The organism is Gammaproteobacteria bacterium, from assembly GCA_015709635.1.
Lineage (GTDB): Bacteria > Pseudomonadota > Gammaproteobacteria > Burkholderiales > Nitrosomonadaceae > Nitrosomonas.
The window spans coordinates 2,374,809-2,398,467 of record CP054180.1; the positions used below are offsets into that span (position 1 = coordinate 2,374,809).

General features: G+C 47.6%; 26 protein-coding genes. 6 read left to right on the forward strand and 20 right to left on the reverse strand.

From position 1 onward, the window contains the following. The first annotated feature begins 17 nt into the window (after positions 1-17). From HRU78_11330 to HRU78_11340, 3 genes are all read left to right on the forward strand, one after another. Positions 18-374, forward strand: a complete 357-nt coding sequence (locus tag HRU78_11330; protein QOJ24160.1) for a hypothetical protein — start codon at positions 18-20, stop codon at positions 372-374. Between the two features lie 136 nt (positions 375-510). Continuing rightward, positions 511-798: a DUF2934 domain-containing protein gene (locus HRU78_11335; GenBank protein QOJ24161.1), complete on the forward strand. Its 288-nt coding sequence runs from the start codon at positions 511-513 to the stop codon at positions 796-798. A 47-nt stretch (positions 799-845) separates the two neighbouring features. After that, positions 846-1,295, forward strand: coding sequence for an Hsp20/alpha crystallin family protein (locus HRU78_11340; GenBank protein ID QOJ24162.1), 450 nt, complete (start codon positions 846-848; stop codon positions 1,293-1,295). A gap of 135 nt (positions 1,296-1,430) precedes the next feature. Here the strand turns inward: HRU78_11340 and HRU78_11345 are convergent, their stop codons facing one another. Next, complete coding sequence (locus HRU78_11345) at positions 1,431-1,796, reverse strand: hypothetical protein (GenBank protein ID QOJ25031.1); 366 nt, start codon at positions 1,794-1,796, stop codon at positions 1,431-1,433. Between the two features lie 254 nt (positions 1,797-2,050). Between HRU78_11345 and HRU78_11350 the strand changes: the two genes are divergently transcribed. Further along, on the forward strand, positions 2,051-2,347 hold the full coding sequence (locus HRU78_11350) for a hypothetical protein (GenBank protein ID QOJ24163.1): 297 nt from the start codon (positions 2,051-2,053) through the stop codon (positions 2,345-2,347). A 12-nt stretch (positions 2,348-2,359) separates the two neighbouring features. Here the strand turns inward: HRU78_11350 and HRU78_11355 are convergent, their stop codons facing one another. The 10 genes from HRU78_11355 to HRU78_11400 form a co-directional block, all read right to left on the reverse strand. Further along, a complete protein-coding gene (locus tag HRU78_11355) occupies positions 2,360-2,791 on the reverse strand; it encodes a GNAT family N-acetyltransferase (protein QOJ24164.1) in 432 nt (143 codons plus the stop codon). 48 nt (positions 2,792-2,839) lie between these two features. Continuing rightward, positions 2,840-4,135 (reverse strand): adenylosuccinate synthase, encoded by a 1,296-nt coding sequence (locus HRU78_11360; GenBank protein ID QOJ24165.1) that lies wholly within the window; start codon positions 4,133-4,135, stop codon positions 2,840-2,842. A gap of 36 nt (positions 4,136-4,171) precedes the next feature. Beyond that, a complete protein-coding gene (locus HRU78_11365; protein QOJ24166.1) occupies positions 4,172-5,323 on the reverse strand; it encodes an ATP phosphoribosyltransferase regulatory subunit in 1,152 nt (383 codons plus the stop codon). Between the two features lie 42 nt (positions 5,324-5,365). Then, positions 5,366-5,551 carry a DUF2065 domain-containing protein gene (locus HRU78_11370; protein QOJ24167.1) on the reverse strand — a complete coding sequence of 62 codons (186 nt, stop codon included), beginning with the start codon at positions 5,549-5,551 and terminating at the stop codon, positions 5,366-5,368. A 200-nt stretch (positions 5,552-5,751) separates the two neighbouring features. Continuing rightward, on the reverse strand, positions 5,752-6,627 hold the full coding sequence (gene hflC / locus HRU78_11375; GenBank protein QOJ24168.1) for a protease modulator HflC: 876 nt from the start codon (positions 6,625-6,627) through the stop codon (positions 5,752-5,754). After that, entirely contained in the window at positions 6,628-7,809 is a 1,182-nt protein-coding gene (gene hflK / locus HRU78_11380) for an FtsH protease activity modulator HflK (protein QOJ24169.1), read from the reverse strand. It lies immediately after the preceding gene. Between the two features lie 20 nt (positions 7,810-7,829). After that, complete coding sequence (hflX, locus tag HRU78_11385; GenBank protein QOJ24170.1) at positions 7,830-9,020, reverse strand: GTPase HflX; 1,191 nt, start codon at positions 9,018-9,020, stop codon at positions 7,830-7,832. Then, the gene (gene hfq / locus HRU78_11390; protein QOJ24171.1) at positions 9,020-9,265 is read right to left on the reverse strand and encodes an RNA chaperone Hfq; all 246 of its coding nucleotides are present in this window, start codon (positions 9,263-9,265) and stop codon (positions 9,020-9,022) included. The genes hflX and hfq overlap by 1 nt, the downstream gene beginning before the upstream one ends. A gap of 259 nt (positions 9,266-9,524) precedes the next feature. Next, a complete protein-coding gene (locus HRU78_11395; protein ID QOJ25032.1) occupies positions 9,525-10,517 on the reverse strand; it encodes a cytochrome-c peroxidase in 993 nt (330 codons plus the stop codon). Between the two features lie 313 nt (positions 10,518-10,830). Next, the gene (locus tag HRU78_11400) at positions 10,831-11,397 is read right to left on the reverse strand and encodes an RNA pyrophosphohydrolase (GenBank protein QOJ24172.1); all 567 of its coding nucleotides are present in this window, start codon (positions 11,395-11,397) and stop codon (positions 10,831-10,833) included. A 209-nt stretch (positions 11,398-11,606) separates the two neighbouring features. Here HRU78_11400 and HRU78_11405 point away from each other — a divergent pair, with 209 nt between their 5' ends. Together HRU78_11405 and HRU78_11410 are read left to right on the forward strand one after the other, a co-directional pair. After that, positions 11,607-13,316, forward strand: coding sequence for a proline--tRNA ligase (locus HRU78_11405; protein QOJ24173.1), 1,710 nt, complete (start codon positions 11,607-11,609; stop codon positions 13,314-13,316). Then, positions 13,304-13,894 carry a transglycosylase SLT domain-containing protein gene (locus HRU78_11410; GenBank protein ID QOJ24174.1) on the forward strand — a complete coding sequence of 197 codons (591 nt, stop codon included), beginning with the start codon at positions 13,304-13,306 and terminating at the stop codon, positions 13,892-13,894. The genes HRU78_11405 and HRU78_11410 overlap by 13 nt, the downstream gene beginning before the upstream one ends. A gap of 34 nt (positions 13,895-13,928) precedes the next feature. Here the strand turns inward: HRU78_11410 and HRU78_11415 are convergent, their stop codons facing one another. The 9 genes from HRU78_11415 to HRU78_11455 all read right to left on the reverse strand — a co-directional run bounded on the left by HRU78_11415 (position 13,929) and on the right by HRU78_11455 (position 23,565). Then, positions 13,929-14,411: a TlpA family protein disulfide reductase gene (locus HRU78_11415; GenBank protein ID QOJ24175.1), complete on the reverse strand. Its 483-nt coding sequence runs from the start codon at positions 14,409-14,411 to the stop codon at positions 13,929-13,931. 43 nt (positions 14,412-14,454) lie between these two features. Next, positions 14,455-15,987 carry a 2-isopropylmalate synthase gene (locus HRU78_11420; GenBank protein ID QOJ24176.1) on the reverse strand — a complete coding sequence of 511 codons (1,533 nt, stop codon included), beginning with the start codon at positions 15,985-15,987 and terminating at the stop codon, positions 14,455-14,457. A 232-nt stretch (positions 15,988-16,219) separates the two neighbouring features. Beyond that, positions 16,220-16,993: a CDP-diacylglycerol--serine O-phosphatidyltransferase gene (gene pssA / locus HRU78_11425; protein ID QOJ25033.1), complete on the reverse strand. Its 774-nt coding sequence runs from the start codon at positions 16,991-16,993 to the stop codon at positions 16,220-16,222. 102 nt (positions 16,994-17,095) lie between these two features. After that, the gene (locus tag HRU78_11430; protein ID QOJ24177.1) at positions 17,096-17,761 is read right to left on the reverse strand and encodes a phosphatidylserine decarboxylase; all 666 of its coding nucleotides are present in this window, start codon (positions 17,759-17,761) and stop codon (positions 17,096-17,098) included. A gap of 70 nt (positions 17,762-17,831) precedes the next feature. After that, positions 17,832-18,848, reverse strand: a complete 1,017-nt coding sequence (gene ilvC / locus HRU78_11435; protein QOJ24178.1) for a ketol-acid reductoisomerase — start codon at positions 18,846-18,848, stop codon at positions 17,832-17,834. A 114-nt stretch (positions 18,849-18,962) separates the two neighbouring features. After that, positions 18,963-19,454, reverse strand: coding sequence for an acetolactate synthase small subunit (gene ilvN / locus HRU78_11440; GenBank protein QOJ24179.1), 492 nt, complete (start codon positions 19,452-19,454; stop codon positions 18,963-18,965). A gap of 8 nt (positions 19,455-19,462) precedes the next feature. Then, complete coding sequence (locus tag HRU78_11445; GenBank protein QOJ24180.1) at positions 19,463-21,166, reverse strand: acetolactate synthase 3 catalytic subunit; 1,704 nt, start codon at positions 21,164-21,166, stop codon at positions 19,463-19,465. Between the two features lie 62 nt (positions 21,167-21,228). Continuing rightward, positions 21,229-22,701, reverse strand: coding sequence for a metalloprotease TldD (gene tldD / locus HRU78_11450; protein ID QOJ24181.1), 1,473 nt, complete (start codon positions 22,699-22,701; stop codon positions 21,229-21,231). 33 nt (positions 22,702-22,734) lie between these two features. Further along, a complete protein-coding gene (locus HRU78_11455; GenBank protein ID QOJ24182.1) occupies positions 22,735-23,565 on the reverse strand; it encodes a carbon-nitrogen hydrolase family protein in 831 nt (276 codons plus the stop codon). Positions 23,566-23,659 lie beyond the last annotated feature (94 nt).

Below are 23,659 nucleotides of genomic sequence, written 5' to 3' on the forward strand. Positions count from 1 at the left end.
GTGAGGAGTAAATTCAAATGATACCAGCTGAAACTCTCGATAACCTTACCGTCAGTAACCCTCTTTCCAAACAAAAAAGTAACTATCCCTTTTACGAAGCAGGTCAATTGCGGCGCGCCAAAATGCATGCCGCACGTCTCATTGATACCATCGATAACAAAAAAATGCTCACCCCGGTGCTGTACCGGTTGCTCGAAGCGAGCTTTATCCTGAAAACAACCGATGCCAAGATTTTGGCTGCTCATCTTAAAAAACCGCCTGCTGCCATTCGCGGCGAATTTCAAAAAATATGTGAGATTCTCGGACAATCGCAAGATACGCGAAAAGATTCACTTTTGTATCATCACAAAAATAAAAGCGCTGTCAATATTTAAGTATTTTACTTAGTCAAAAATAAGTTTTTTCTTACTTATTTTTTAAAAAATTTTCTCTAAGATAGTCAATCGATAGCGGTTTTTAACCCGCTCAGTCTCTTGAGTTTGAAATATTCATATAAAGGAGAACGATCAAATGCCAAGCAAAGTCAGTGAAACTGCAACCAAAAGACCGCGGACGAAATTATCCAAAAGTGAAGAAAATATACTCGCACATCACGTCATCAATTCGGCCAAACGCACCGGCCGCCAGGAAATGATCGCTACCGCTGCGTATTATCGCGCCGAGAAACGAGGCTTTAGCGGCAGTGAAGCGGATGCGGTACAAGATTGGCTCGAGGCGGAAATGGAAGTTGACAATGAGCTGGGTGTATTCGATAGCAACACTATCAATTTTCAATTTCTCACAAACGAAACTGAATAATCGAGTTTTAGCGTTACACAATAACAACCATCCAAGAGGCTGATATCATGTCAAAAATTGTTCGACGCTCTCCATTATTGGGCGATTTAGTACGCTTCGATCCTTTCATGAATATGAATGACTGGTTCAAAGGATTTGGGTTGCGTCCATATCTCAATGAATCGGAAATTGCGTCTTTGATCAAAATCGATTTGAAGGAAAACGATAAAACCTATACCGTCCGCGCAGAAATCCCCGGTGTCAATAAAGAAGATATTAAAGTACAAGTTGACGGCAACCGGGTTTCCATCAGCGCCGAAACCAAAAGGGAAAAGGAAGAAAAAGAGGGAGAACGAGTAATTTGCCGCGAATGTTACCAGGGCTCCAGTTATCGCAGTTTCACGCTGAACAGCGCGGTTGATGAAGCAAAAACGGAAGCGAAATATAAAGACGGCATACTCGAACTGACACTTCCGAAAGTTAACGGCTCAGCAGCCAAGAAAATAACCGTCAAGTAACTGACGGCACGATCTGATCGATTGCGGAACAGATACTCTCAGTTAAGAAAAATTTTAACCGGGAAAAATGAAAACCAGCAGGTAATCCACTGCAGCATGCAAACCGGATGCGCTCAAGAAAGGGAAAGAATCGTGCTAGTCCTTTTTTACGGAACGCGGCGGTCTACAGTAAAACCGGGCTGGATATTCGGCACTGCGCTGTTTATTCCGGATGACATCCCCCCCTTCGTTGACGCATACCATGACTGATTTATCCAAACTGGGAAAATATTCGTTGGAGCCGGGCTGAGCCGAAGTCGGCGGCACTTTTTCTCTAATTTTGGCGCACAAATCGGGTTCGTTGGGTTTGGGCGGATCATTTTCCATCGCCGGTAACGGACAAAGCTTGCAAGGATCTCCCGGACACAGGCAACCTTCACAGCTTGCCAAAACCAGTGATGCAAAAGCGATCAATCCTATACTGAAAGCGAAGATTACACTCGTTTTTAACAACGATAGCAGCGACATTCTAATTCCTTTCAAAAACTATTAACTTAAAAACATTTAATTTCACGCTTGTTTTTCGCTTCGCGAGAAATTCGATAACCACGGGTGATCAGCATGAGCACCCGCTTTTTGCTATACTGATTTTACCTTAACTTAAAATGCAGTTAGGCAGAACGAAGAAAATTTTCAATACAAAGGCCATGATGATGAACTTCAAACCAACGCAATCAACTTTCAATTTTCTTTTTACTTCGTTCCTATTGATTGTTTTGAGTACGCCATTTGCTCGCGCCGACACCATTGAGCTGCTGCAGAAAAATGCCAGCGTAGCCTACGAGAAAATGATGGATACTAAGCAAAGTGCCGACACTGCGGCAAAAGACGCTGCTTTCGCCGAGAAAAAGCTGGCTTCAGCCAAGCAAAAGATGGCTGAAGCCGAGCGCGAAGCCGAAGCGGCGCGAAAAAAATCGGAGCAAGCTAGAATTGCCGCGGAACAAGCAACCAACCGATGGAAACAAGCGTCGGATACCTTGGCGAATGAGTGGGGAAAATCGGAAGTCAAGTAACCGGATTCGATGCTACTGCAATGACAAAGTCATTTTGACATGCGGAATACCGGCTTCCATGAATTCCTCCCCCCATACCCGAAAACCGAATTTCTCGTAGAACGGAACCACACTGGTTTGTGCATTCAGTTGCGCTTTTTGCTGATGCCGCCGCGTCAACTCTTGCAGTAATTTGCGCAGCATTGCGCTACCGAAACCTTGGCCACGCCACTCTTTCAGCACCGCCATACGTCCGATATGCCCATCCGGCAGCAAGCGCGCAGTCCCCACCGGTTGCCCGGTGGCATCGCACGCCAGCAGATGCACGCTGATTACATCAAACTCATCCCATTCCATCGCTTCGGGCACATGCTGCTCATGAATAAATACTGTTGTCCTGATCGCCCGCAAAGCGGACTCGGCTTCTTCCCAGCGGACAACTTGTATCAAATCGTCAAGGCGCATGACGGATTTAAATCATTGATACCGGTTTTCGTCAACGAATCCGCCGCATTATTTAAACGGGTGACGCAGCAGAATCGTATCTTCTCTATCCGGTCCGGTGGAGATCATATCAATCGGCGTCGCACAAACCTCTTCGAGGCGCTTCAGATAGTTTTGCGCCGCTTTGGGCAGTTGAGCGAATTCCTTAATTCCGGCGGTATTCTCCGACCATCCGGGCATCTCTTCATAAATCGGTTCGCAACTCCCCAGATCATCCGCACCGACCGGCAGAATATCGCTTTTGCTGCCATCGCTCAGTCTGTATCCGACACCAAGATTAAGACTTTCCACGCCGTCCAACACATCCAGTTTGGTAATACACAACCCGGTCACGCCATTTATTTGGATTGACCGCTTCATGGCAACCGCGTCAAACCAGCCGCAGCGGCGCGGTCTGCCGGTTGTTGAACCAAACTCATGGCCGCGTGTGGCCAGATGTTTGCCGACTTCATCATCCAATTCGGTCGGAAACGGCCCCGACCCGACCCGGGTGGTGTAAGCTTTGGTAATTCCTAAAACATAGTGCAGCATTTGCGGCCCGACTCCGCTGCCGGGACCTGCGGCGCCGGCCACGCAGTTACTGGAGGTGACGTAAGGATAGGTACCGTGATCGATATCGAGCAGCGTACCTTGCGCGCCTTCAAACAACAGGTTATTGCTTGCTTTGTTTGCTTCAAATAACAGTCGCGGAACATCGGCTACCATCGGTTTAATTCTCTCGGCTTGCGTCAATGCATCATCAAGTGTCTTCTGGAAATCGATGACCGGCGCATGAAAATAATTCTTCAGCACAAAATTGTGATAATCCAGTATCTCGCTCAATTTAGCCGCCAGCCGATCGCGATGAAATAAATCCTGCAATCGTATGGCACGCCGCGCGATTTTGTCTTCGTAAGCCGGTCCGATGCCGCGCCCGGTAGTGCCGATCTTGCCATCGCCTCTTGCAGCTTCACGTGCATTATCCAGCGCAATGTGACACGGCAAGATCAATGGGCAGGCCTCGCTAATACGCAGACGGCCGCTGACATCTATGCCGTTTTGTTCCAACATGTCGATTTCACTGAGCAATGCTTCCGGTGCAATCACCACACCGTTGCCGATATAACACATCACCGTATTACGCAAAATACCGGAAGGAATCAGATGCAATACCGTTTTCTTATTCCCGATGACCAATGTATGGCCTGCATTATGCCCGCCTTGAAAGCGCACCACGCCTTGCGCATGATCCGTCAGCCAATCGACGATCTTGCCTTTCCCCTCATCGCCCCATTGCGTGCCAATGACGACAACATTTTTAGCCATATCTTTAATCTCTAAAAGATTCCGTTTCTAAAAAAATCAGATTTCTTTGACAACCCATTGTCCGTCATGAAACACCAATTGTCTGTCGCAATCCAACGGCCTGCCTTTTTGCTCCGGAAACTCCATCACAACGATCTGTCCCGATTGGCGCAGCTGCTCAATTTTACTTTCCAGTTCTTTATTCCTTTTTTCATACGGCGCGCTGATTGCTTTCGGATACGGGTGAGGTTTTACCAATCTCGACAATTCTCTGAGATCCATGCTGAAACCCGTTGCCGGCCGTGCCCGTCCGAATGCTTTGCCAATTTCATCATAGCGACCGCCCAAGGCGATAGCATTTGAGCAGCCGTCCGCGTATGCGGCAAAAACCATACCAGTATGATAATGATATCCGCGCAAATCAGCCAAATCGAATGCGATTTTATCGATGACCGGCTTTAATTCCTCTTCCGCGATACTCAGTTCATTGAGTGCCGATTTTATCTCAGGATAATCCGGCAATCGGTTAGCGGCATCGGACAGCACTTTTTTATCGCCGTAAAGTTCCGGTAAAAGCAGCAACGCTTCTCGCGTTTGCTGCTGCAATTTCATGCATAGCTCTCTCAGGGTGGACACATCCTTTGCCTGCAATACCGCATAAAGCTCAGTCTCTAGTTCGTGCGAAATGCCCGCACCTTTGATCAGTCCACGAAAAACTGCCACATGACCGAGATCCAAATGAATTTTACTGACACCGGAAACAGACAGGCACTGCAACATAAGCCGCTGAATCTCCAGATCACTTTCCAGACCGGAATGACCGTAAAGCTCGGCACCCACTTGCAGAGGTTCCCGCGTTTTAGTTATTCCCGATGGCGCTGTATGCAATACGCTATTGGCATAACACAAGCGCGTAATGCCGTCAAAATTCAATAAATGCGCATCGATTCTTGCCACTTGCGGCGTCATATCGGCACGTAGCCCCATCATGCGGCCGCTCAATTGATCAATAACCTTGAACATGTGCAAATCCATGTCGCTGCCACTGCCGGTCAACAGCGACTCGACATATTCCAACAAAGGCGGCATTACTTGCTGATAACCGTGCACCCGCAACAGATCCATGATCTTGCGGCGCATATCTTCGATATGTATTGCTTCCGCAGGTAGTACATCTTCAACAAACTCTGGAAGTAGCCAATTGTGCATAGTTGTGATTGACAAACTGTCAATGGATAGAGTGAAAAGGCATCAGCTGACGATGAAAAGCACCAGTAATCCTGCCAACATCGAAGTCAGGCCTATAAAACGTATCTGATTATCGTTAATCTCAGTTAATCTTCTAAATGCCTCCCGCCACGTTTGCGGAGATAAGAATGGTAACATTCCCTCTAGAATCAACATCAATGCAACGGCACTAAGAAAATTTTCCCACATAAATATAAACAACTCCAGTTAAATCAAATCAGTATCGCATTTTCTATAAGGAGAAAAATTAAGAGGCTCTGATGTAATCGTATAAAAATAATTACGATTCCCAGAACCTCTTCATCATTCGCAACAGTATAAAATCACATAAACTTACTACGCCACGCAATACTGTGATTGCACATCCACCTTCCTTTAATTCATTCCTATTATTTACCGGCGACAGGGTTTTTCAGGTACTTAAAGAAATCGGAAGTGGGCTCCAGTACCATCATGTCTCCTTTATTCTTGAATGACTGCTTATAAGCATCGACGCTACGCCAGAAAGCGTAAAATTCCGCATCTTTCTGAAAAGCAGCTGCATAAGTCGCTGCAGCCTGGCTATCACCGTCACCCATGACTTTCTGCGCTTCTCGATAGGCTTCCGCCAGGATGACCTCACGTTGCCGGTCGGCATCGGCACGAATCTTTTCCGACTCAGCAGCCCCGGTGGAGCGCAATTCATTAGCCACTCTTTTACGTTCGGCTTCCATCCGTCTGTACACGGATTCGCTCACTTCCTGCGGCAGATCGACACGTTTCAAACGCACATCAACAACTTCCACACCGATGGCACGTGCATCGTTATCCGCTTTCTGGCGCATAATCTCCATAATGACATCCCGCTCACCCGAAACCACATCATGCACAGTGCGATTACCGAATTCATCGCGCAAGCTGGCATTGATCGTTTGTGCCAAACGTGTCTGTGCCAGCGATTCATCACCACGCACACTGATGTAATACTGTTTGACATCCACGATACGCCATTTCACAAACAGATCGACCAGAACGTTCTTTTTCTCCGAGGTAATGAAGCGTTCGGGCTCTTCCGTATTCATTGTCAAAATACGTTTTTCAAAATATCGGACATTCTGAGCAATTGGAATCTTGAAATACAAACCAGGCTCTGTTTTAACATCGATTACTTCACCCAGTTGAAACAGAATAGCTTGTTGCCGTTCATCCACAATATAAATGGCCGAACTTCCCAGGAAAAAAATTGCGATCACAATACCTGATAATACGGATGTAAAACTTTTCATCTATCTTGCCTCCCGTTCGCGACTGCGAAATGATTCCCGTGCCCGTACACTGCTGCTTTCAGGTGATGCTTCCTGCATCATAGGTTGCACTGCCGCTGGCGATGCTGACGATGCCCCGCTCATGTTAATCAGCTTATCCAGCGGTAAATACAATAGATTGTTACCGTTTTTCTGATCAACGATAATCTTGCTTGTATTCGAAAGCACTTGCTGCATCATATCCAGATATAAGCGCTCACGCGTAACATTGGGCGCCTTACTGTATTCGGAAAGAATTTGCTCAAAACGGCTGGCATCGCCTTCCGCACTTACAATCACACGTTGTTTATAGCCTTCCGCTTCTTGAATCAGCCGAGCGGCATTACCTACAGCTCGCGGAGTCACATCATTGGCATACGCTTGACCTTCGTTCTTTTGCCTCTCTCTGTCTTGTCCGGCTTTAACCGCATCATCAAATGCAGCCTGAACCTGCTCAGGCGGCTGCGCGTTTTGCATCGTCACTCTGCTGATCGAAATACCAATTTGATAGCGATCCAAAATCTTCTGCATTAATTGCGTCGCACTGGCTGCAACCTGCTCACGGCCCTCATACAGGACATAGTCCATTTTACTTTTACCAATCACTTGCCGGATTGCCGTTTCTGCCGCCTGCAAAACGGCTTCGTCAGGATTTCTGTTTTTAAACAGGAAATTTTCCGGGTTATTCAATATGTATTGCACAGCAAATTGAATATCGATGATATTTTCATCATCGGTCAACATGAGCGATTCCCGCAAAACCTTGCTTCTCACATTGTTGCGGTAACCAATCTCAACCGTGCGCACTTGGCTGACATTCACCAATTCCACTTTTTCGATCGGGTACGGCATATGCCAGCGCAAACCTGCCGGAGCGGTGTCAACATATTGCCCAAACCGCAATACAACGCCCCTATGCCCCTCATCCACGATATAAAACCCGCTTGCCAGCCATACCACCGCAAGCAAACCAAGAATCATTGCAATACTGCCGCCGCTTTTTGGTTTAGGGCTTGGCGTTTGGGAGCCATCATCACCCCCACCGCTTTTTTTCTGTCCGAAAATATTATTGATTTTCTTATTGACATTACGCAACACATCATCCAGATCCGGTGGACCCGATTCGCCTTTATTTTTTCCCCATTGGGGATCATTTAATCCCATAATAATTCCTGTTTGTTTGTTCAAAAAAGTTCTTGCACCGGGGCACAATCGCCAATTATTTTTGGAATATCTGTAGATTCTTCATTTAATTTCTTTGATTTCTCTACAATTGCTTCTGTCAATGCCTGCCTTACAAACTCTATCCCTTCACCTGTTCTTGCACTTAAGCGAATGTGCGATATTCTATCATATTCATTGCGCACGCAACCTTTACTGCCGCCTGGCGCCAAGTCGGTCAGATCAATCTTATTCAAGATCAAAATTTGCGGAATATCGTCAGCGCCAATTTCTTTCAGAATTTTGTTCACTTCTGCAATTTGCTCATCTCGATTAGGATTGCCGGCGTCTACGACATGGAGCAATATATCGGCCTGCACAGTTTCTTCGAGTGTCGCGCGAAAAGCTGCAACCAATGTATGAGGTAATTCACGAATAAAACCCACCGTATCCGAAATAACCACCGGCCCGCCTCCGGCAAGAAATAATTTGCGTGTCGTAGTATCCAATGTGGCAAACAACTGATCCGCGGCATACGTTTGCGCGCGCGTCAATTTATTGAACAAGGTTGATTTTCCAGCATTGGTATAACCGACAATCGATACCGACAGCACATTCGTACGTTGCCTTGAACGTCTCTGGATAGCACGCTGACGCTGAAGCGTTGCAAGTCTTTCTTTGAGTAATTTAACTCGTTTCCTGATCAAGCGGCGGTCTGTTTCCAATTGTGTTTCGCCCGGACCGCGCAAACCGATACCACCTTTTTGCCTCTCAAGATGAGTCCAGCCGCGCACAAGGCGAGTGGCCAAATGCTCAAGCTGAGCAAGTTCAACTTGCAGTTTTCCTTCATGGCTCTTAGCACGTTGCGCAAAAATATCCAGAATCAAGCTGGTGCGATCAATGACATTGCAATTCAAACGCAATGACAAATTACGCTGCTGTGCCGGAGATAAATCATGATTAAATACAACGATTGAAGCTTTATTTTGCGATACGAGTTGCGAGATCTCGTCAACTTTACCGCTACCGATATAGGTCGTCGGGTCCGGACGCGAGCGCTTCCCCTCTACAACTGCTACAACCTGAAGTTTCGCGCTGACAGCCAGTTGTTGCAACTCATACAGGCTTTCCGCATAGGTACTGCTGCCGAAATCAATACTAACAAGTATGGTTGCATCAACAGCACTTGATTTATCCATACCTGATTCAAACATCAGGCATCACGTGTATCCGTTGTTTCGATAGGAATCGTAACGGCTCTTGCAGGTACTACAGTGGAAATTGCATGTTTGTATACCATCTGCGTAACCGAATTTTTTAGCAGTACCACATACTGATCAAATGAATCAATTTGCCCTTGCAATTTAATACCATTCACTAAATAGATCGATACCGGAATATGTTCTTTCCGTAATATATTCAAAAATGGATCCTGCAGTAACTGGCCCTTGTTACCCATAGGTAACTCCCTATTCTAATTTTTGGTTATCGGAATAGTGACTCTACTTTATTTTTTAATGCAAATCCATACCTGATTGCACTTATACAGTAGAACCGCCATATCAAATTAAAGTCAATAGCAACCCAAAATCGGCACTGACTATCACATTTGGCTACCGCTGGCACTCAGATCGAACATACACACCTGACTGCCAGCGTCGTAATTCCCCTTTTTGTTCAATAATCACATTGCTTATTCTCAATAAGGCTACTGATCATTAAAACGGTGCCGGTCTTGGCGTATTGTTATTGGAAGGCGGTAAAATCGGCAGCTTGAAGTTTGGCTGTTCACCCGTTAACGTTTTTAAGAAAGCAACGATACTGTCAATTTCCTTCTTATTAAAATCACGATCCAACTGAAGCTTACCCATCGTTTTAACAGCATCTTCCAATGTTGCTGCCGCACCGTCATGAAAGTACGGATAGGTTAACTCAATATTGCGCAGGGTCGGCACTTTGAAAACATTTAGATCGGTGTCTTTTCCGGTAACCGCTTTTCTACCTTCGATCTTACTTGCTGTTTTATAGGGATGATATACGCCAAATTTCTGGTAAAGCGCACCACCGACGGCTGGGCCGTTATGACATCCTGAGCAACCGCTGCTTTTGAATAATTCATAACCTTCGATCTCCTGCGGATTGAGGGCTTTTTTATCGCCTTCCAGCCACTTATCAAAGCGTGAACCCGGGGTAACCAGGGTTTCTTCAAAAGCGGCGATAGCCGTAGTTACGCGATCAATATCAACTTGATCGGTACCGAATGCTTTTTGGAAATAAGCACGATATTGCGGAATCGATTGCAATACTTCAACCGCAGCTTTATGCGTTGAAGCCATTTCACCCGGATTTGCAATTGGACCACCCGCTTGCTCTTTCAAATCTTTTGCACGTCCATCCCAAAATTGGGCCAAATTCATGCTGGCATTCAATACAGTCGGTGCATTAATAGGGCCTTGCTGCCAACCATGACCAATCGAAGTCGGAATATTATCCGTACCTCCCATACTTAAGCTATGGCAGGAATTGCAAGAAATAAAACCTGATTTTGACAGACGGGTATCAAAAAATAACATCTTGCCCAGTTCAACCAGATCAGCATTTGCTACTTTGGCGGCTTTAATGGGCTGGATAGGTTCATTGGCTGAAACAGCCATCGAAGTGACAAGAGCGCCAATCGATAACAGTGACGCAACCAGTGTACGCATCTTCATCGGTATTCTCCCTAAGTAAATAAAAAAAGCGGCTGTTATGGCGCAGCCGATTACGCCTGATGAAACACCCACAAATGGGAATTTTAAAAATGCAGCAGAATGGTCAATACCGTTCTCTTTATTTGCAGAGCAGCTTAGGGAAATGCTGAATAATTGCCTGCGCAAGCGATCTGCTGCGTTGGGGGGTGCTCTCGGAAATTCGCCTATCGCGATGATGACATGTCTCATTTCCTGCACTCCATCCGCCTTGCATCTCATCTTGCTCGACAAATTATTCAGTATCTCCCTTAGAGAAGCCTTCCAAAACTTTGGATTATTCATTGACTTCCAGTTGGTCAGTCAAAACACCTTGTGATCCTTTGGCCGGGCTTTTTTGATCATAACCAATTCCGATATTTTGACAAGAATCCGGTTTTAATAAGCGCGACAACTCTATCAGCGCCTGCTTATATACTTTGCGTTTGAATTCGACAACCGAATCCAACTCAACCCAATATTGATTCCAGCGCCAAGCATCAAATTCAGGGTGCGAGCTTCCACGCAATGAAACATCACTGTCGCGCCCGATTAAGCGCAATAAATACCAAATCTGTTTCTGTCCCTTGTAATTCCCCCGCCATTCCCGCCGGATCCAGCGATCAGGAACTTCATAACGTAACCAATCACGTGTGCGCCCGACGATCTCCACGTGATTCGGACGCAACCCGATCTCTTCGCTTAATTCCCTATACATAGCCTGTTCGGGGCTTTCCCCCGACTTAATGCCACCTTGCGGAAATTGCCAAGAATTTTGCCTTATACGTTTGCCCCAGAAAACCTCATTTTTTGAGTTTAGAAGGATAATACCGACATTGGGGCGATATCCATTACGGTCAATCATACGGAATACTCACTCGACCCATCAAATGGGTGGATTTTTTCACACTTTTCTGCAGATGGAAAGTGCTCACAGAATAAAAATCCACCTCTTCTACATTTTCTGTCAATCGAAATCCGATCCCGCTTGCTATATGTATGGACTTGTTCTCACTCAACCAAGTATTTCAAGGTAAAATTGCTGCAATTTTTTATCACTAATGGAACCACTTCATGCGCGTCTCGCAATTTTTTATTTCAACCCTTAAGGAAGCACCCGCCGAAGCGGAGCTTGTCAGCCACAAACTCATGTTGCGCGCCGGGCTCATCAAGCGTTTAGGCAGCGGATTGTATACCTGGATGCCGTTAGGTCTTCGGGTATTGCGAAAAATCGAGAATATCGTACGCGAAGAAATGAATAAAAGTGGTGCCATCGAAGTTCTTATGCCCGCCATACAACCTGCCGAATTATGGCAAGAAACCGGCCGCTGGGAAGTTTTCGGGCCGCAAATGTTAAAAATCAAGGATCGTCACGAACACGACTTCTGTTTCGGTCCCACGCACGAGGAAATCATTACCGATATCGCGCGCAGAGAAATTAAAAGCTACCGCCAGCTGCCGCTCAATTTCTACCAGATTCAAACCAAATTCCGCGATGAAATCCGGCCGCGCTTCGGTGTCATGCGCGCACGCGAATTCATCATGAAGGATGCCTATTCATTTCATACCGATGAAAGCAGTTTGATGCAAACCTATCAGCTCATGTACGAAACCTACAGCCGCATTTTCACCCGCCTTGGGTTGAAGTTCCGCGCTGTCGCAGCCGATACCGGCGCCATCGGCGGCAGTGGTTCGCACGAATTTCATGTGCTGGCAGACTCGGGCGAAGATGCCATCGCGTTTTGCCCTGATTCGGATTACGCCGCCAATATCGAATTGGCTAAATCGTTATTTATTCCTCAAGAACGAAGCGCTCCGGATGGCGACATGCAAAAAGTTGCGACACCCGGTAAAAAAACTTGTGCCGAGGTTGCTGAATTTCTAAAAGCACCACTGCAAAAAACCGTTAAAACTTTGGCGATCAAAGCAAATAACCAGATATTCTTATTGCTGCTGCGCGGCGATCACCAGCTCAACGAATTAAAAGTGAGAAAAATACCCTTTTTATCCGCCTTTCAGATGGCCAGTGAAGAGGATATTCTACGCACAACCGGAACAGTACCCGGATATATCGGCCCCGTCGGTTTGGAAGTTTGTGTGATCGCCGATCCAGCTGTCATAAATATGAGTAATTTTGTTTGTGGCGCTAACGAAGAGGGTTTTCACTTCACTCAAGTCAATTTCAAGCGCGATCTCAAACTGCCGGATCATGTTTTCGATATCCGCAATGTTGTTGCGGGGGATGATTCTCCGGACGGCAAAGGTAAATTGGAAATTTGCCGCGGAATTGAAGTTGGCCATATTTTCCAGTTACACACCAAATATTCTGAAATGATGAAAGCCAATTACCTCGACGAATCGGGGCAAACAAAAAATATGGAAATGGGTTGCTATGGCATTGGTATCTCACGCATTGTCGCGGCTGCCATTGAGCAGAATCACGATGCGCGCGGCATTATTTTTCCCGGCGCGATCGCTCCTTTCCAACTTACGATCATTCCGATTGGACTGCAGAAAAGCGCACTCGTCCAAGATGCTGTGGAGAAACTTTACCGGCAATTTACGGAGACGCACATCGAAGTACTATTGGACGACCGCGACGAGCGTCCCGGCGTGATGTTTGCCGATGCGGAGTTGATCGGCATTCCCCATCGTATCGTTGTCGGGGAAAGAGGATTGAAGCAATCGGTTATTGAATATCAAGGTAGGAACGATTCAGCCGCGCAATCGATTCCTTTGGATGAAATTTTCTCATTTATCACGACCAAGCTATGCACAAACTAATTTATATGCTTCCCTTTCTGCTCTTGGGCAGTCATAGCCATGCCAATAATTTGCAGTATGAACAGCTTGCGGCCAGCACTCAGACCATCCTATTTCACGGCGTCAGCGATCAAGCTGTTTCGTACACCGAATATGCCGCCGTCGCCGACAATATCACCTGGCTCGTCAGCATGAGCCGCCGCTTGGAAAAATACATACCCGACTCATTAGAACGGGAAGAATTTCTGCGAACCGTTTTTTACGAAGCAACGCGCGCCGGATTGGATCCGCAACTGGTACTCAGCATCATTCAGGTTGAAAGCGGCTTTAAGAAATATGCCGTTTCACACGCCGGCGCACGCGGCTATATGCAAGTCATGCCTTTCTGGGTCAATGCCATCGGTCACCAAGATCACAATCTTTTTCATTTGCGCGTCAACTTACGCTACGGATGCACCATTTTGCGTCATTATTTGAATCAAGAGAAAGGCGATTACTTTCGTGCTTTGGGGCGTTATAACGGCAGCCTCGGCGAAGCCGCCTACCCGCAACTGATATTCAATAAATGGCAAACCACCTGGCGTTATACGACCTCTTAGCCGGATTCAACCAACCAGAATGTGCGTGAATCCATCAGCGCTTTTGATAGATATTGTTGCCGTTTGATTTTGATTCAATAAACTGTTCAATACTTTCACGTGAAATAATACCCTGCTGGCGCGCTGCCGGGTTGCCTTGCGGATCGAAAAAATAGGTACTGGGCAGTAGCGATACCTCATCCAGTTGCGATGCGATTTTCCGGTTGCCCAACACGATCGGGTATGGGATGGACATCGATTGCACAAAATCCATCACCACTTTCGGATCATCGACATCCATCGCAATCCCGATCACGATCAGATCCTGGCGCTGCTCATGCAGCGCAATCAAATCGGGAATTTCTTTCAGGCAAGGCGGACACCAAGTAGCCCAAAAGTTGACCAACACCCAGCGTCCTTTGTAGTCCGCAAGCTTGTGAATCTTTCCGGTGACATCTTGGAACTGAAACGCATGCGCCTGGAAACTCAGCAGCAAGACAATCAGACAACATAGTATCGTTACATTACGCTTCATCATCTTGCAGCAGAATTTCCAGTTAATTTATCCATCATTTCGATAACTACACCTGCGGATGCGCCCGCTCGAGCTTGCTGTGCAGTTTATTCAGCGCACTCAGATAAGCTTTTGCCGAAGCTACGACTATGTCGGTATCAGAACCATGACCGTTGACGATGCGGTCGGATTTCTGCAGCCGCACAGTCACCTCACCTTGCGCATCGGTTCCGCTGGTTATGTTGTTCACCGAAAACAATTGCAGTTTAGCTTCACTCGACAGCAACTTTTCAATTGCCCGGAACGTGGCATCCACTGGACCGCTACCCTCCGATTCAGCGCGCATCTCCTTGCCGTCATCGGAAATCACGATGCTTGCATATGGCACCTCGCCGGTTTCACAATGCACCGTGAGCGATATGAGCCGGTAACGCTCTTGCAGCACCAGCACTTCGTCGGACACCAGTGCATGCAGGTCTTCATCGAAGATTTCATGTTTCTTATCCGCCAATTCCTTGAAGCGCATGAAAGTGTTATTGAGCATCTCTTCCGATCCCAGTTCGATCCCCAATTCTGTCAGACGGTTACGAAACGCGTTACGCCCCGAATGTTTTCCCAGCAATAGCTTATTCGCTCCCCAGCCAACATCCTCCGCACGCATAATTTCGTAGGTCTCGCGATGCTTCAATACACCATCCTGGTGAATGCCGGATTCATGCGCAAAGGCATTGGCACCCACGATCGCTTTATTCGGTTGCACCGGAAAACCGGTAATACCGGAAACCAATTTGCTGGCCGCAACAATATGCGTGGTATCGATTTTGGTGTCGCACGGAAAATAATCTTGCCGTGTGCGCACTGCCATAACAACTTCCTCCAGCGACGCATTACCTGCACGCTCTCCCAGGCCATTGATCGTACATTCGACCTGGCGCGCGCCGTTCATCACGGCCGCAAGTGAATTAGCCACCGCCAACCCTAGGTCATTATGGCAATGAACTGAAAAAATCGCTTTGTCGGAATTTGGAATACGTTCGCGCAAATTATGGATCAGCTTACCGAACTGCTCCGGCATGGTGTAGCCGACCGTATCCGGAATATTCAACGTCGTTGCACCGGCGTCGATCACAGCTTCGAGAATCTGGCACAGAAAATCGATTTCCGACCGGCCGGCGTCTTCCGGTGAAAATTCAACGTTATCGGTGTATTGGCGCGCCCATTTCACTGCTTTTATCGCTTGCGCAATGACCTGATCAGGCGACATACGCAATTTTTTCTTCATATGGATCGGCGAGGTCGCTATAAACGTGTGAATACGCGCTGCTTGCGCGCCTTTTAACGCTTCACCGGCACGCTGAATATCCGCTTCAATCGCCCGCGCCAATCCGCAGACAATACTGTCTTTCACCGAATCGGCGACTGCCTTGACCGCTTCAAAGTCGCCATTGGAAGCGGCCGGAAAACCGGCTTCAATGACATCGACACCCATGCGCTCCAGCTGCCAGGCAATACGCACCTTTTCTTCTTTCGTCATGGATGCGCCAGGACTTTGTTCACCGTCACGCAACGTTGTATCAAAAATAATCAAATGCTTTTGCATTATGCTCTCCGCTTGAGGAAGAAAACCTTAATGAAACATAAAACTCGTTATACGAATTTTATAGGGAAGAAAGGGATATAGGGGGAGAAAATTTTAGCGCGCGAGGCGCAGTAATAGTTCCGGCAGAACAGTCGGAGCCGGAATAAAATGCGGTGAATGAAGAATGTAATTTTGAGCAAACATGATGGCTGGGAATATAAATAGTTTTTTCTTTCGATGCAAGAGGTAATCTTCAGGTACCGGGTGTTTCACTATTTTTTTTATTTCTGCCGAGCCGCCACAATTTGACGAAATAACCGGAAAATGCGTAAGCCGCAAACAAAAAGAACAACACCAAGGGCGGATGACTTGGAATCAATACAAAAAAGAACAGTACGATCAATAAAACCGTGAAAAACGGCACGCGACGGCGCAGATTAAATTCCTTACCGCTATAGTAAGGAATATTGCTAACCATCGTTAATGCAGCGAATAAGGTCACAATAGAAGCCAGCCACTTAACATCGCTTCCTTGTATGTGAAAATTAATCGTCACCCAAACCAGCCCGGCGATCAATGCAGCCGCTGCCGGACTGGGCAAACCCTGAAAGTAACGTTTATCGATCACCTCGATATTGGTATTGAAACGCGCGAGCCGCAAGGCCGCGCACGCGCAATAAATGAATGCAATGATCCAACCCCATTGCCCCATATCCTTTAACGCCCATTCATATACGATCAATGCCGGCGCAACACCGAAAGAGACCATATCCGACATACTGTCGTATTCCGCGCCGAATTCACTTTGTGTACCGGTCAAGCGAGCCACTCTGCCATCAAGCCCATCCAGCACCATCGCGATAAAAACAGCAATTGCGGAATACTCGAAATTTCCGTTCATCGCTTGCACGATGGCATAGAATCCGGCAAATAACGCCGCGGTTGTAAATAGATTGGGTAATAAATAGATGCCGCGCCGCCGCAACCGGGTTTTCAGTACGGTACGTTCTGGTTGTGAATCGGGCATCATGAACGTTTCATAAAAGAATACGGATAACGGAAATCCCAGGAAAGCTTGATCAACGCAAAATACCGTTTCTGAAATAAAATCAAACCGTCATTGCTTTGATCAAGCTGCTGCACTAGCTTCTTCACGAAACTCTGCTAATACAGTTAATGTCGCTGACACTTTGTCACCGATATTGACATTAATTTTAGTATTCAGCGGTAAATAAACATCCACTCGCGAACCGAATCGTATGAAACCGAAGCGCTGACCGCGCGCCAAATGGTCGCCCGGCGCTACGTGGCAAAGGATTCGTTTTGCGACCAATCCGGCCACTTGCACGCACGTCACATCAGCGCCTTGATCCGTTTTGATCCATAACGCATTGCGTTCATTTTCCAGCGAGGCTTTGGGTAAATCCGCATTGATGAATTTACCCGGGAAATACCATTTGTCGCGCACTTCACCGTCAACCGGGCTACGATTGGAATGCACATTAAACACATTCATAAACACACTGATCTTGACAGCCTCCCTTTGCAGAAAGGGATCTTGCGTTTTTTCTACCGCTACGATTCTGCCATCAGCCGGCGCCAATATGGCATTACGATTCGCCGGCACCTCTCGCGGCGGGTCGCGAAAGAACTGCAAAACAAACAGAGCGATCACCCAGAACGGGAGCGCCCAAAGCCAGTCAAGGAATACTGTCGCGCCAATTGCAGCAGAAAATGCGATCACGATATGCAACCAGCCTTCGCGAGCGATAATAGGATGAGGATAATAAGCCATAAATAAATTACAACAAGGGCCTGAAAAATAGAGGAAATAAAACCGAAATCATAAAGATTATATTGATTCTTTAGTTTTTACCTTGATCGACCAGTTTATTTTTCTTAATCCACGGCATCATATCGCGCAGCTTGGCTCCCACTTGCTCAATCGGATGTTCGGCTGCGATGCGGCGGCTTGATTTAAGCACAGGTGCACCGGCCTGATTTTCCAAAATGAATTCTCGCGCATATTCACCGGTTTGAATCTGCTGCAGAATTTTGCGCATTTCCGCACGGGTTTCGTCGGTAATAATGCGCGGCCCGCGTGACACATCGCCATACTCGGCATTGTTGGAAATGGAGTAGCGCATATTGGCGATCCCCCCTTCGTAAATCAAATCGACAATCAGCTTGACCTCGTGCAGACACTCGAAATACGCCATTTCCGGCGCGTAGCCGGCTTCCACCAGTGTTTCAAAACCGGCTTGAATCAACGCAGTTAAACCGCCGCACAGTACAACCTGTTCACCGAACAAATCGGTTTCGGTTTCCTCACGGAAACTGGTTTCGATTACACCGCCGCGGGTACCGCCGTTAGCCGCTGCGTAAGAAAGCGCCAGATCGCGCGCTTTGCCGGATTTATCCTGATGCACGGCAATCAGCGACGGTACACCACCGCCTTGCAAGTAAGTCGAACGTACCAAATGACCCGGTCCTTTAGGTGCAATCATAATCACATCAAGGTCGTCACGTGGTGTCACTTGCCCATAATGCACACTGAAACCGTGCGCAAAAGCCAAAGTCGCATTTTTCTTCAAACCGGGCTCGATTTCCCTTTTATATACCGCGCCAATTTGTTCATCGGGTAGCAGAACCATGACAACATCGGCGTCCTTAACGGCTTCGGCAACTTCCATGACTTTTAATCCGGCTTTTTCCGCTTTACTCCAGGACAATCCCCCTTTGCGCAAACCAACGGTCACTTTCACACCGGATTCGCTCAAATTGTTAGCATGTGCATGTCCTTGCGAGCCATAGCCCAATATCGTGACTTTCTTTCCTTTGATTAGAGATAGATCCGCATCTTTATCGTAATAAACTTTCATTATTTTCCTTTTATACAAAAATAGGATAGAAACAGGTGAGCAATTGAGAGAATTCTATTTAGAATTGATACTCTGATTACCAGACTCAAAACCGGGATTTTTCAACAATCTGGATTATACCTTTAAAATCCATTCTCCGCGCCCTATGCCGGAGGCTCCGGTGCGCACTGTTTCGAGCACTGCGCTACGTTCGATCACTTGAAGAAATGCATCCAATTTTGAACTCGTACCCGTTAGCTCAATGGTATAGGACTTATCCGTCACATCGATGATAGAGCCACGGAAAATTTCAGCCAACCGTTTGATTTCTTCGCGATCCGGACCGACCGCACGCACTTTGACCAGCATCAATTCGCGCTCGATATGATCACCGTCGTTCAAATCGATGATTTTTACCACTTCGATCAGCTTATTCAATTGCTTGGTGACTTGCTCCACGACTTCATCCGACCCGATCGTGACCAGCGTCATTCGCGACAAAGTAGGATCCTCGGTGGGTGCGACTGAAAGCGACTCAATGTTATAACCGCGTGCCGAGAACAGGCCGGCCACGCGTGACAAGGCTCCTGCTTCATTTTCCATCAATAAAGAAATAATATGTCGCATTTAGTTTTCTACACCAGAATCATTTCAGAAAGGCCTTTGCCGCCCGGTACCATAGGGAAAACGTTTTCTGTCTGATCGGTAATGAAGTCCATGAACACCAGTTGATCTTTCAGTTTAAATGCTTCTTTCAGAGCATCTTCCACATCTTCCGGTTTTTCAATCTTCATTCCGACATGCCCGTAGCTCTCCGCCAGTTTGACAAAATCGGGTAGCGCATTCATATAGGATTCCGCATAGCGGTTACCGTGAAAAAACTCTTGCCATTGCCTGACCATACCCATATAGCGATTGTTCAAGTTAACAATTTTCAACGGCAACCTATATTGCTTGCAGGTTGATAGCTCCTGGATGCACATTTGAATACTCGCTTCTCCGGTAATACATGCCACTTTTCCTTTCGGATTGGCGAGTTGCACCCCCATAGCGGCAGGCATACCGAATCCCATCGTGCCCAATCCGCCGGAATTAATCCAACGGCGCGGTTTATCGAATTTATAAAACTGCGCCGCCCACATTTGATGTTGCCCGACATCCGAAGTAATAAACGCATCGCCTTTGGTGATGTTGAACAGCTTTTCAATCACCATCTGCGGTTTGATGATTTTGCTACCGCGGTCAAATTTCAAACAATCCCGTTCACGCCACAGCTCGATCTGTTTCCACCACTCTTTCAACGCGACTTGATCCGGCTTTTCTTTCTCGGCCTTGAGCAACTTGATCAGCTCTTTCAACACATCCAGAACATCGCCGACAATCGGCACATCGACTTTGACGCGTTTGGAAATGGAAGATGGGTCGATATCGATATGAATTATCTTCCTATTTTCATTGGAAAAATGCTTCGGATTTCCGATCACACGATCGTCAAAACGAGCACCCACAGCTATCAGCACATCACAATACTGCATCGCCATGTTGGCTTCGTAAGTGCCGTGCATCCCCAGCATACCCAATGACTGTTTATCCGTCGCGGGATAACCGCCCAACCCCATCAATGTATTGGTGCAGGGAAAATTCAGCATTTGCGTCAATTCGGTCAATTGTGGAGCTGCATCACTCAAAATCACACCACCGCCGGCATAAACCATGGGGCGTTTGGCACTGAGTATCAATTCGGCCGCTTTTTTAATTTGCCGCGCATGCCCTTTGGTCACCGGATTATAGGAACGCATGCTGACCTTATCCGGGTACACGAACTTGGTTTTCTGTTGCGTCACGTCTTTCGGAATATCGACCAGCACAGGACCGGGACGCCCTGTCGATGCAATATAAAAAGCTTTTTTGATGGTCGACGCCAGTTCGGTTATATCTTTGACCAGAAAATTATGCTTGACGCAAGGTCGCGTGATACCGACCGTATCAACTTCCTGGAATGCATCAAGACCGATCGCACTGGTCGGCACCTGCCCGCTGATCACCACCATCGGAATGGAATCCATATAAGCCGTCGCTATCCCTGTCACCGCATTGGTAACACCCGGCCCCGAAGTCACCAGCGCCACCCCCACTTTATTGCTGGAGCGCGCATAACCATCCGCGGCATGTATTGCAGCCTGCTCATGGCGCACTAATATATGCCGGACTTTATCCTGCTTGAATAATTCATCATAAATAAACAACACCGCACCGCCAGGATAGCCGAAAATACACTGCACGCCTTCTTCCTGCAGACAGCGTATGGTGATTTCAGCACCGGTTAATTCCGCACTCATGCTTTTTGCATCCCAATATCAATTCAACAAGTTATAAAAACATTCTAATTATCATCGCATCGTTAAATTCCTGTCCCGCCGACAGTCAATCCATCAATACGCAACGTCGGTTGCCCGACACCCACCGGTACACTCTGACCCTCCTTACCGCATGTCCCGACACCCGGATCCAGCAACATATCGTTACCGATCATGGAAACCCGGGTCAACACATCAGGCCCGTTACCGATCAAGGTTGCCCCTTTAACCGGATAGGTTATTTTACCATCTTCAATCATGTAAGCTTCAGCAGCGGAAAAAACAAATTTGCCACTGGTAATGTCGACCTGGCCGCCGCCAAAATTTGCTGCATACAAACCATGCTTCACGGACGCGATAATTTCTTCCGGATCTTTGTCGCCGTTCAACATGTACGTGTTGGTCATGCGCGGCATCGGAATATGCGCGAACGATTCACGCCGCCCATTGCCGGTAACCGGCAAATCCATCAGCCGGGCATTCAGACTATCCTGCAAATAGCCCCGCAGTATGCCATCTTCTATCAACACCGTACATTGCGTCGGATTGCCTTCGTCATCAATATTCAACGAACCGCGCCGGCGCGGGATCGTTCCATCGTCGACAACAGTGACACCGGGAGCCGCAACACGTTCACCGACCCGGCCCGAAAAAGCTGAGCTTCCTTTGCGATTGAAATCGCCTTCCAATCCATGACCGATCGCTTCGTGCAGCAATATGCCAGGCCAGCCGCTTCCCAAAACAACCGTCATCGTGCCTGCCGGTGCCGGGCGCGCATCCAGATTCACCATGGCTTGATGCACAGCCTTTTTCGCGTAATCCTGCAAAATCTCATCGGTAAAATAAGCATAACTGAAGCGCCCGCCGCCACCGGCCACACCTTGCTCACGGCGGCCGTTTTCCTCCGCGATCACTTGCAGTGACAGACGCACCAGCGGTCTTACATCAGCCGCAAGCAATCCATCGCTACGAGTCACCAAAATTACCTCATATTCGCCTGCAAGTGACGCAATCACCTGCGTTACGCGCCGATCAAGCTGCCGGGTATAGCGCTCCAGCCGCTCCAGCAAGGCCACCTTCTCCGCATCTTTGAGACTGGCTATCGGATCTTCCGGTAAATAAAGCTGTGCCCGCCGCTCCAATGAATTCCGCTTGGCGATCTGTACCGGCTGCAAACCGCTTTGATTGGCAATAGCCCGTGTTGCCTGAGCCGCCGACACCAATGCCGGCATGCTGATATCATCGGAATACGCAAACCCGGTTTTTTCTCCGCTGATTGCACGCACACCAACACCTTGCTCAATATTGAAACTGCCCGATTTGACAATGCCTTCCTCCAGCATCCAGCCTTCCGAGCGGCTATACTGAAAATAAAGATCGGCATAGTCGATTTTATGCGTCAGGATTTGCCCCAGAACCTGTTGCAATCCGCTTGCATCGATATCATAAGGCGACAACAGACAACGATCCGCGATCGCCAGGAAGTCCTTCGGTTCTACTCTGTATTCGGTTGTCATACTATGCCGTTCTATCAATCGTGGGAGAAGCGGTTAACACGGTTGCAAAATGCGGTGATCCAGCGCCGGCAAATTGGTCCGTAAACTGGTTTGATACTCGGGATCGATTGTTGCCACAACAGCTCCGGAGCCGCGTGGCAGGCGTTCCATCACAACCCCCCAGGGATCAACGATCATGCTGTCACCATTGGTCTCGCGCCCATTGACATGATATCCCCCTTGTCCTGGTGCGATCACATACGCCATGTTCTCAACCGCACGGGCACGTACCAGCACTTCCCAGTGCGCTTTGCCGGTAATCGCGGTAAACGCTGCGGGTGCCAGGATAATATCAACTTTATTCATCAAGCGGAATAATTCCGGAAAGCGCAAATCGTAGCATATCGATAAGCCAATCCGGCCAAACGGAGAATCGACGGTCACCACTTTATCGCCTGCTTTAATGGTTTTTTCCTCGGCGTAATGCTCATGTCCGAGCTGCAGGCCGAATAAATGAATTTTGTCGTAGCGCGCAACTTGCGCACCATTATCCGCATAAACCAAACAGCTATTGTAAACTTTATCCGTTTCGGATGACGCCAATGGCACCGATCCCCCGACTAACCATATACCCAACCGTTTTGCCGTTTCACTAAGAAATTTCTGAATCGGCCCATCGCCCGGCTGTTCCCTAACCGCCAGCTTATCCGTATCCTTCATCCCCATAATGCAGAAATACTCCGGTAATACGACCAGCTTGGCTTTCCGGGAAACGGCATCTTCGATTAAACGTGCCGCCTCTTCCAGATTTGCCGATACGCTCGGTCCCGAAGCCATTTGAATGGCGGCAACGCGAAAGCCTTTATTTTTTTTGTTTTCCATCATTGATTGCTGCTGTTTACTGATATTGTTTAACATAGTCGCTGGTCGATTGTTTTGTTCTTCAAAATAGCTCTGTCAAGAAACAGGCATCGCCAGC

What these genes read in the sequence shown, in the direction of transcription:
- HRU78_11330 (QOJ24160.1), top strand. Translation starts at nt 18, where the DNA reads ATGATACCAGCTGAAACTCTCGATAACCTTACCGTCAGTAACCCTCTT.
- HRU78_11335 (QOJ24161.1), top strand. Translation starts at nt 511, where the DNA reads ATGCCAAGCAAAGTCAGTGAAACTGCAACCAAAAGACCGCGGACGAAA.
- HRU78_11340 (QOJ24162.1), top strand. Translation starts at nt 846, where the DNA reads ATGTCAAAAATTGTTCGACGCTCTCCATTATTGGGCGATTTAGTACGC.
- HRU78_11355 (QOJ24164.1), bottom strand. Translation starts at nt 2,791, where the DNA reads ATGCGCCTTGACGATTTGATACAAGTTGTCCGCTGGGAAGAAGCCGAG.
- HRU78_11360 (QOJ24165.1), bottom strand. Translation starts at nt 4,135, where the DNA reads ATGGCTAAAAATGTTGTCGTCATTGGCACGCAATGGGGCGATGAGGGG.
- HRU78_11365 (QOJ24166.1), bottom strand. Translation starts at nt 5,323, where the DNA reads ATGCACAATTGGCTACTTCCAGAGTTTGTTGAAGATGTACTACCTGCG.
- HRU78_11370 (QOJ24167.1), bottom strand. Translation starts at nt 5,551, where the DNA reads ATGTGGGAAAATTTTCTTAGTGCCGTTGCATTGATGTTGATTCTAGAG.
- hflC (QOJ24168.1), bottom strand. Translation starts at nt 6,627, where the DNA reads ATGAAAAGTTTTACATCCGTATTATCAGGTATTGTGATCGCAATTTTT.
- hflK (QOJ24169.1), bottom strand. Translation starts at nt 7,809, where the DNA reads ATGGGATTAAATGATCCCCAATGGGGAAAAAATAAAGGCGAATCGGGT.
- hflX (QOJ24170.1), bottom strand. Translation starts at nt 9,020, where the DNA reads ATGTTTGAATCAGGTATGGATAAATCAAGTGCTGTTGATGCAACCATA.
- hfq (QOJ24171.1), bottom strand. Translation starts at nt 9,265, where the DNA reads ATGGGTAACAAGGGCCAGTTACTGCAGGATCCATTTTTGAATATATTA.
- HRU78_11395 (QOJ25032.1), bottom strand. Translation starts at nt 10,517, where the DNA reads ATGAAGATGCGTACACTGGTTGCGTCACTGTTATCGATTGGCGCTCTT.
- HRU78_11400 (QOJ24172.1), bottom strand. Translation starts at nt 11,397, where the DNA reads ATGATTGACCGTAATGGATATCGCCCCAATGTCGGTATTATCCTTCTA.
- HRU78_11405 (QOJ24173.1), top strand. Translation starts at nt 11,607, where the DNA reads ATGCGCGTCTCGCAATTTTTTATTTCAACCCTTAAGGAAGCACCCGCC.
- HRU78_11410 (QOJ24174.1), top strand. Translation starts at nt 13,304, where the DNA reads ATGCACAAACTAATTTATATGCTTCCCTTTCTGCTCTTGGGCAGTCAT.
- HRU78_11415 (QOJ24175.1), bottom strand. Translation starts at nt 14,411, where the DNA reads ATGATGAAGCGTAATGTAACGATACTATGTTGTCTGATTGTCTTGCTG.
- HRU78_11420 (QOJ24176.1), bottom strand. Translation starts at nt 15,987, where the DNA reads ATGCAAAAGCATTTGATTATTTTTGATACAACGTTGCGTGACGGTGAA.
- pssA (QOJ25033.1), bottom strand. Translation starts at nt 16,993, where the DNA reads ATGCCCGATTCACAACCAGAACGTACCGTACTGAAAACCCGGTTGCGG.
- HRU78_11430 (QOJ24177.1), bottom strand. Translation starts at nt 17,761, where the DNA reads ATGGCTTATTATCCTCATCCTATTATCGCTCGCGAAGGCTGGTTGCAT.
- ilvC (QOJ24178.1), bottom strand. Translation starts at nt 18,848, where the DNA reads ATGAAAGTTTATTACGATAAAGATGCGGATCTATCTCTAATCAAAGGA.
- ilvN (QOJ24179.1), bottom strand. Translation starts at nt 19,454, where the DNA reads ATGCGACATATTATTTCTTTATTGATGGAAAATGAAGCAGGAGCCTTG.
- HRU78_11445 (QOJ24180.1), bottom strand. Translation starts at nt 21,166, where the DNA reads ATGAGTGCGGAATTAACCGGTGCTGAAATCACCATACGCTGTCTGCAG.
- tldD (QOJ24181.1), bottom strand. Translation starts at nt 22,701, where the DNA reads ATGACAACCGAATACAGAGTAGAACCGAAGGACTTCCTGGCGATCGCG.
- HRU78_11455 (QOJ24182.1), bottom strand. Translation starts at nt 23,565, where the DNA reads ATGATGGAAAACAAAAAAAATAAAGGCTTTCGCGTTGCCGCCATTCAA.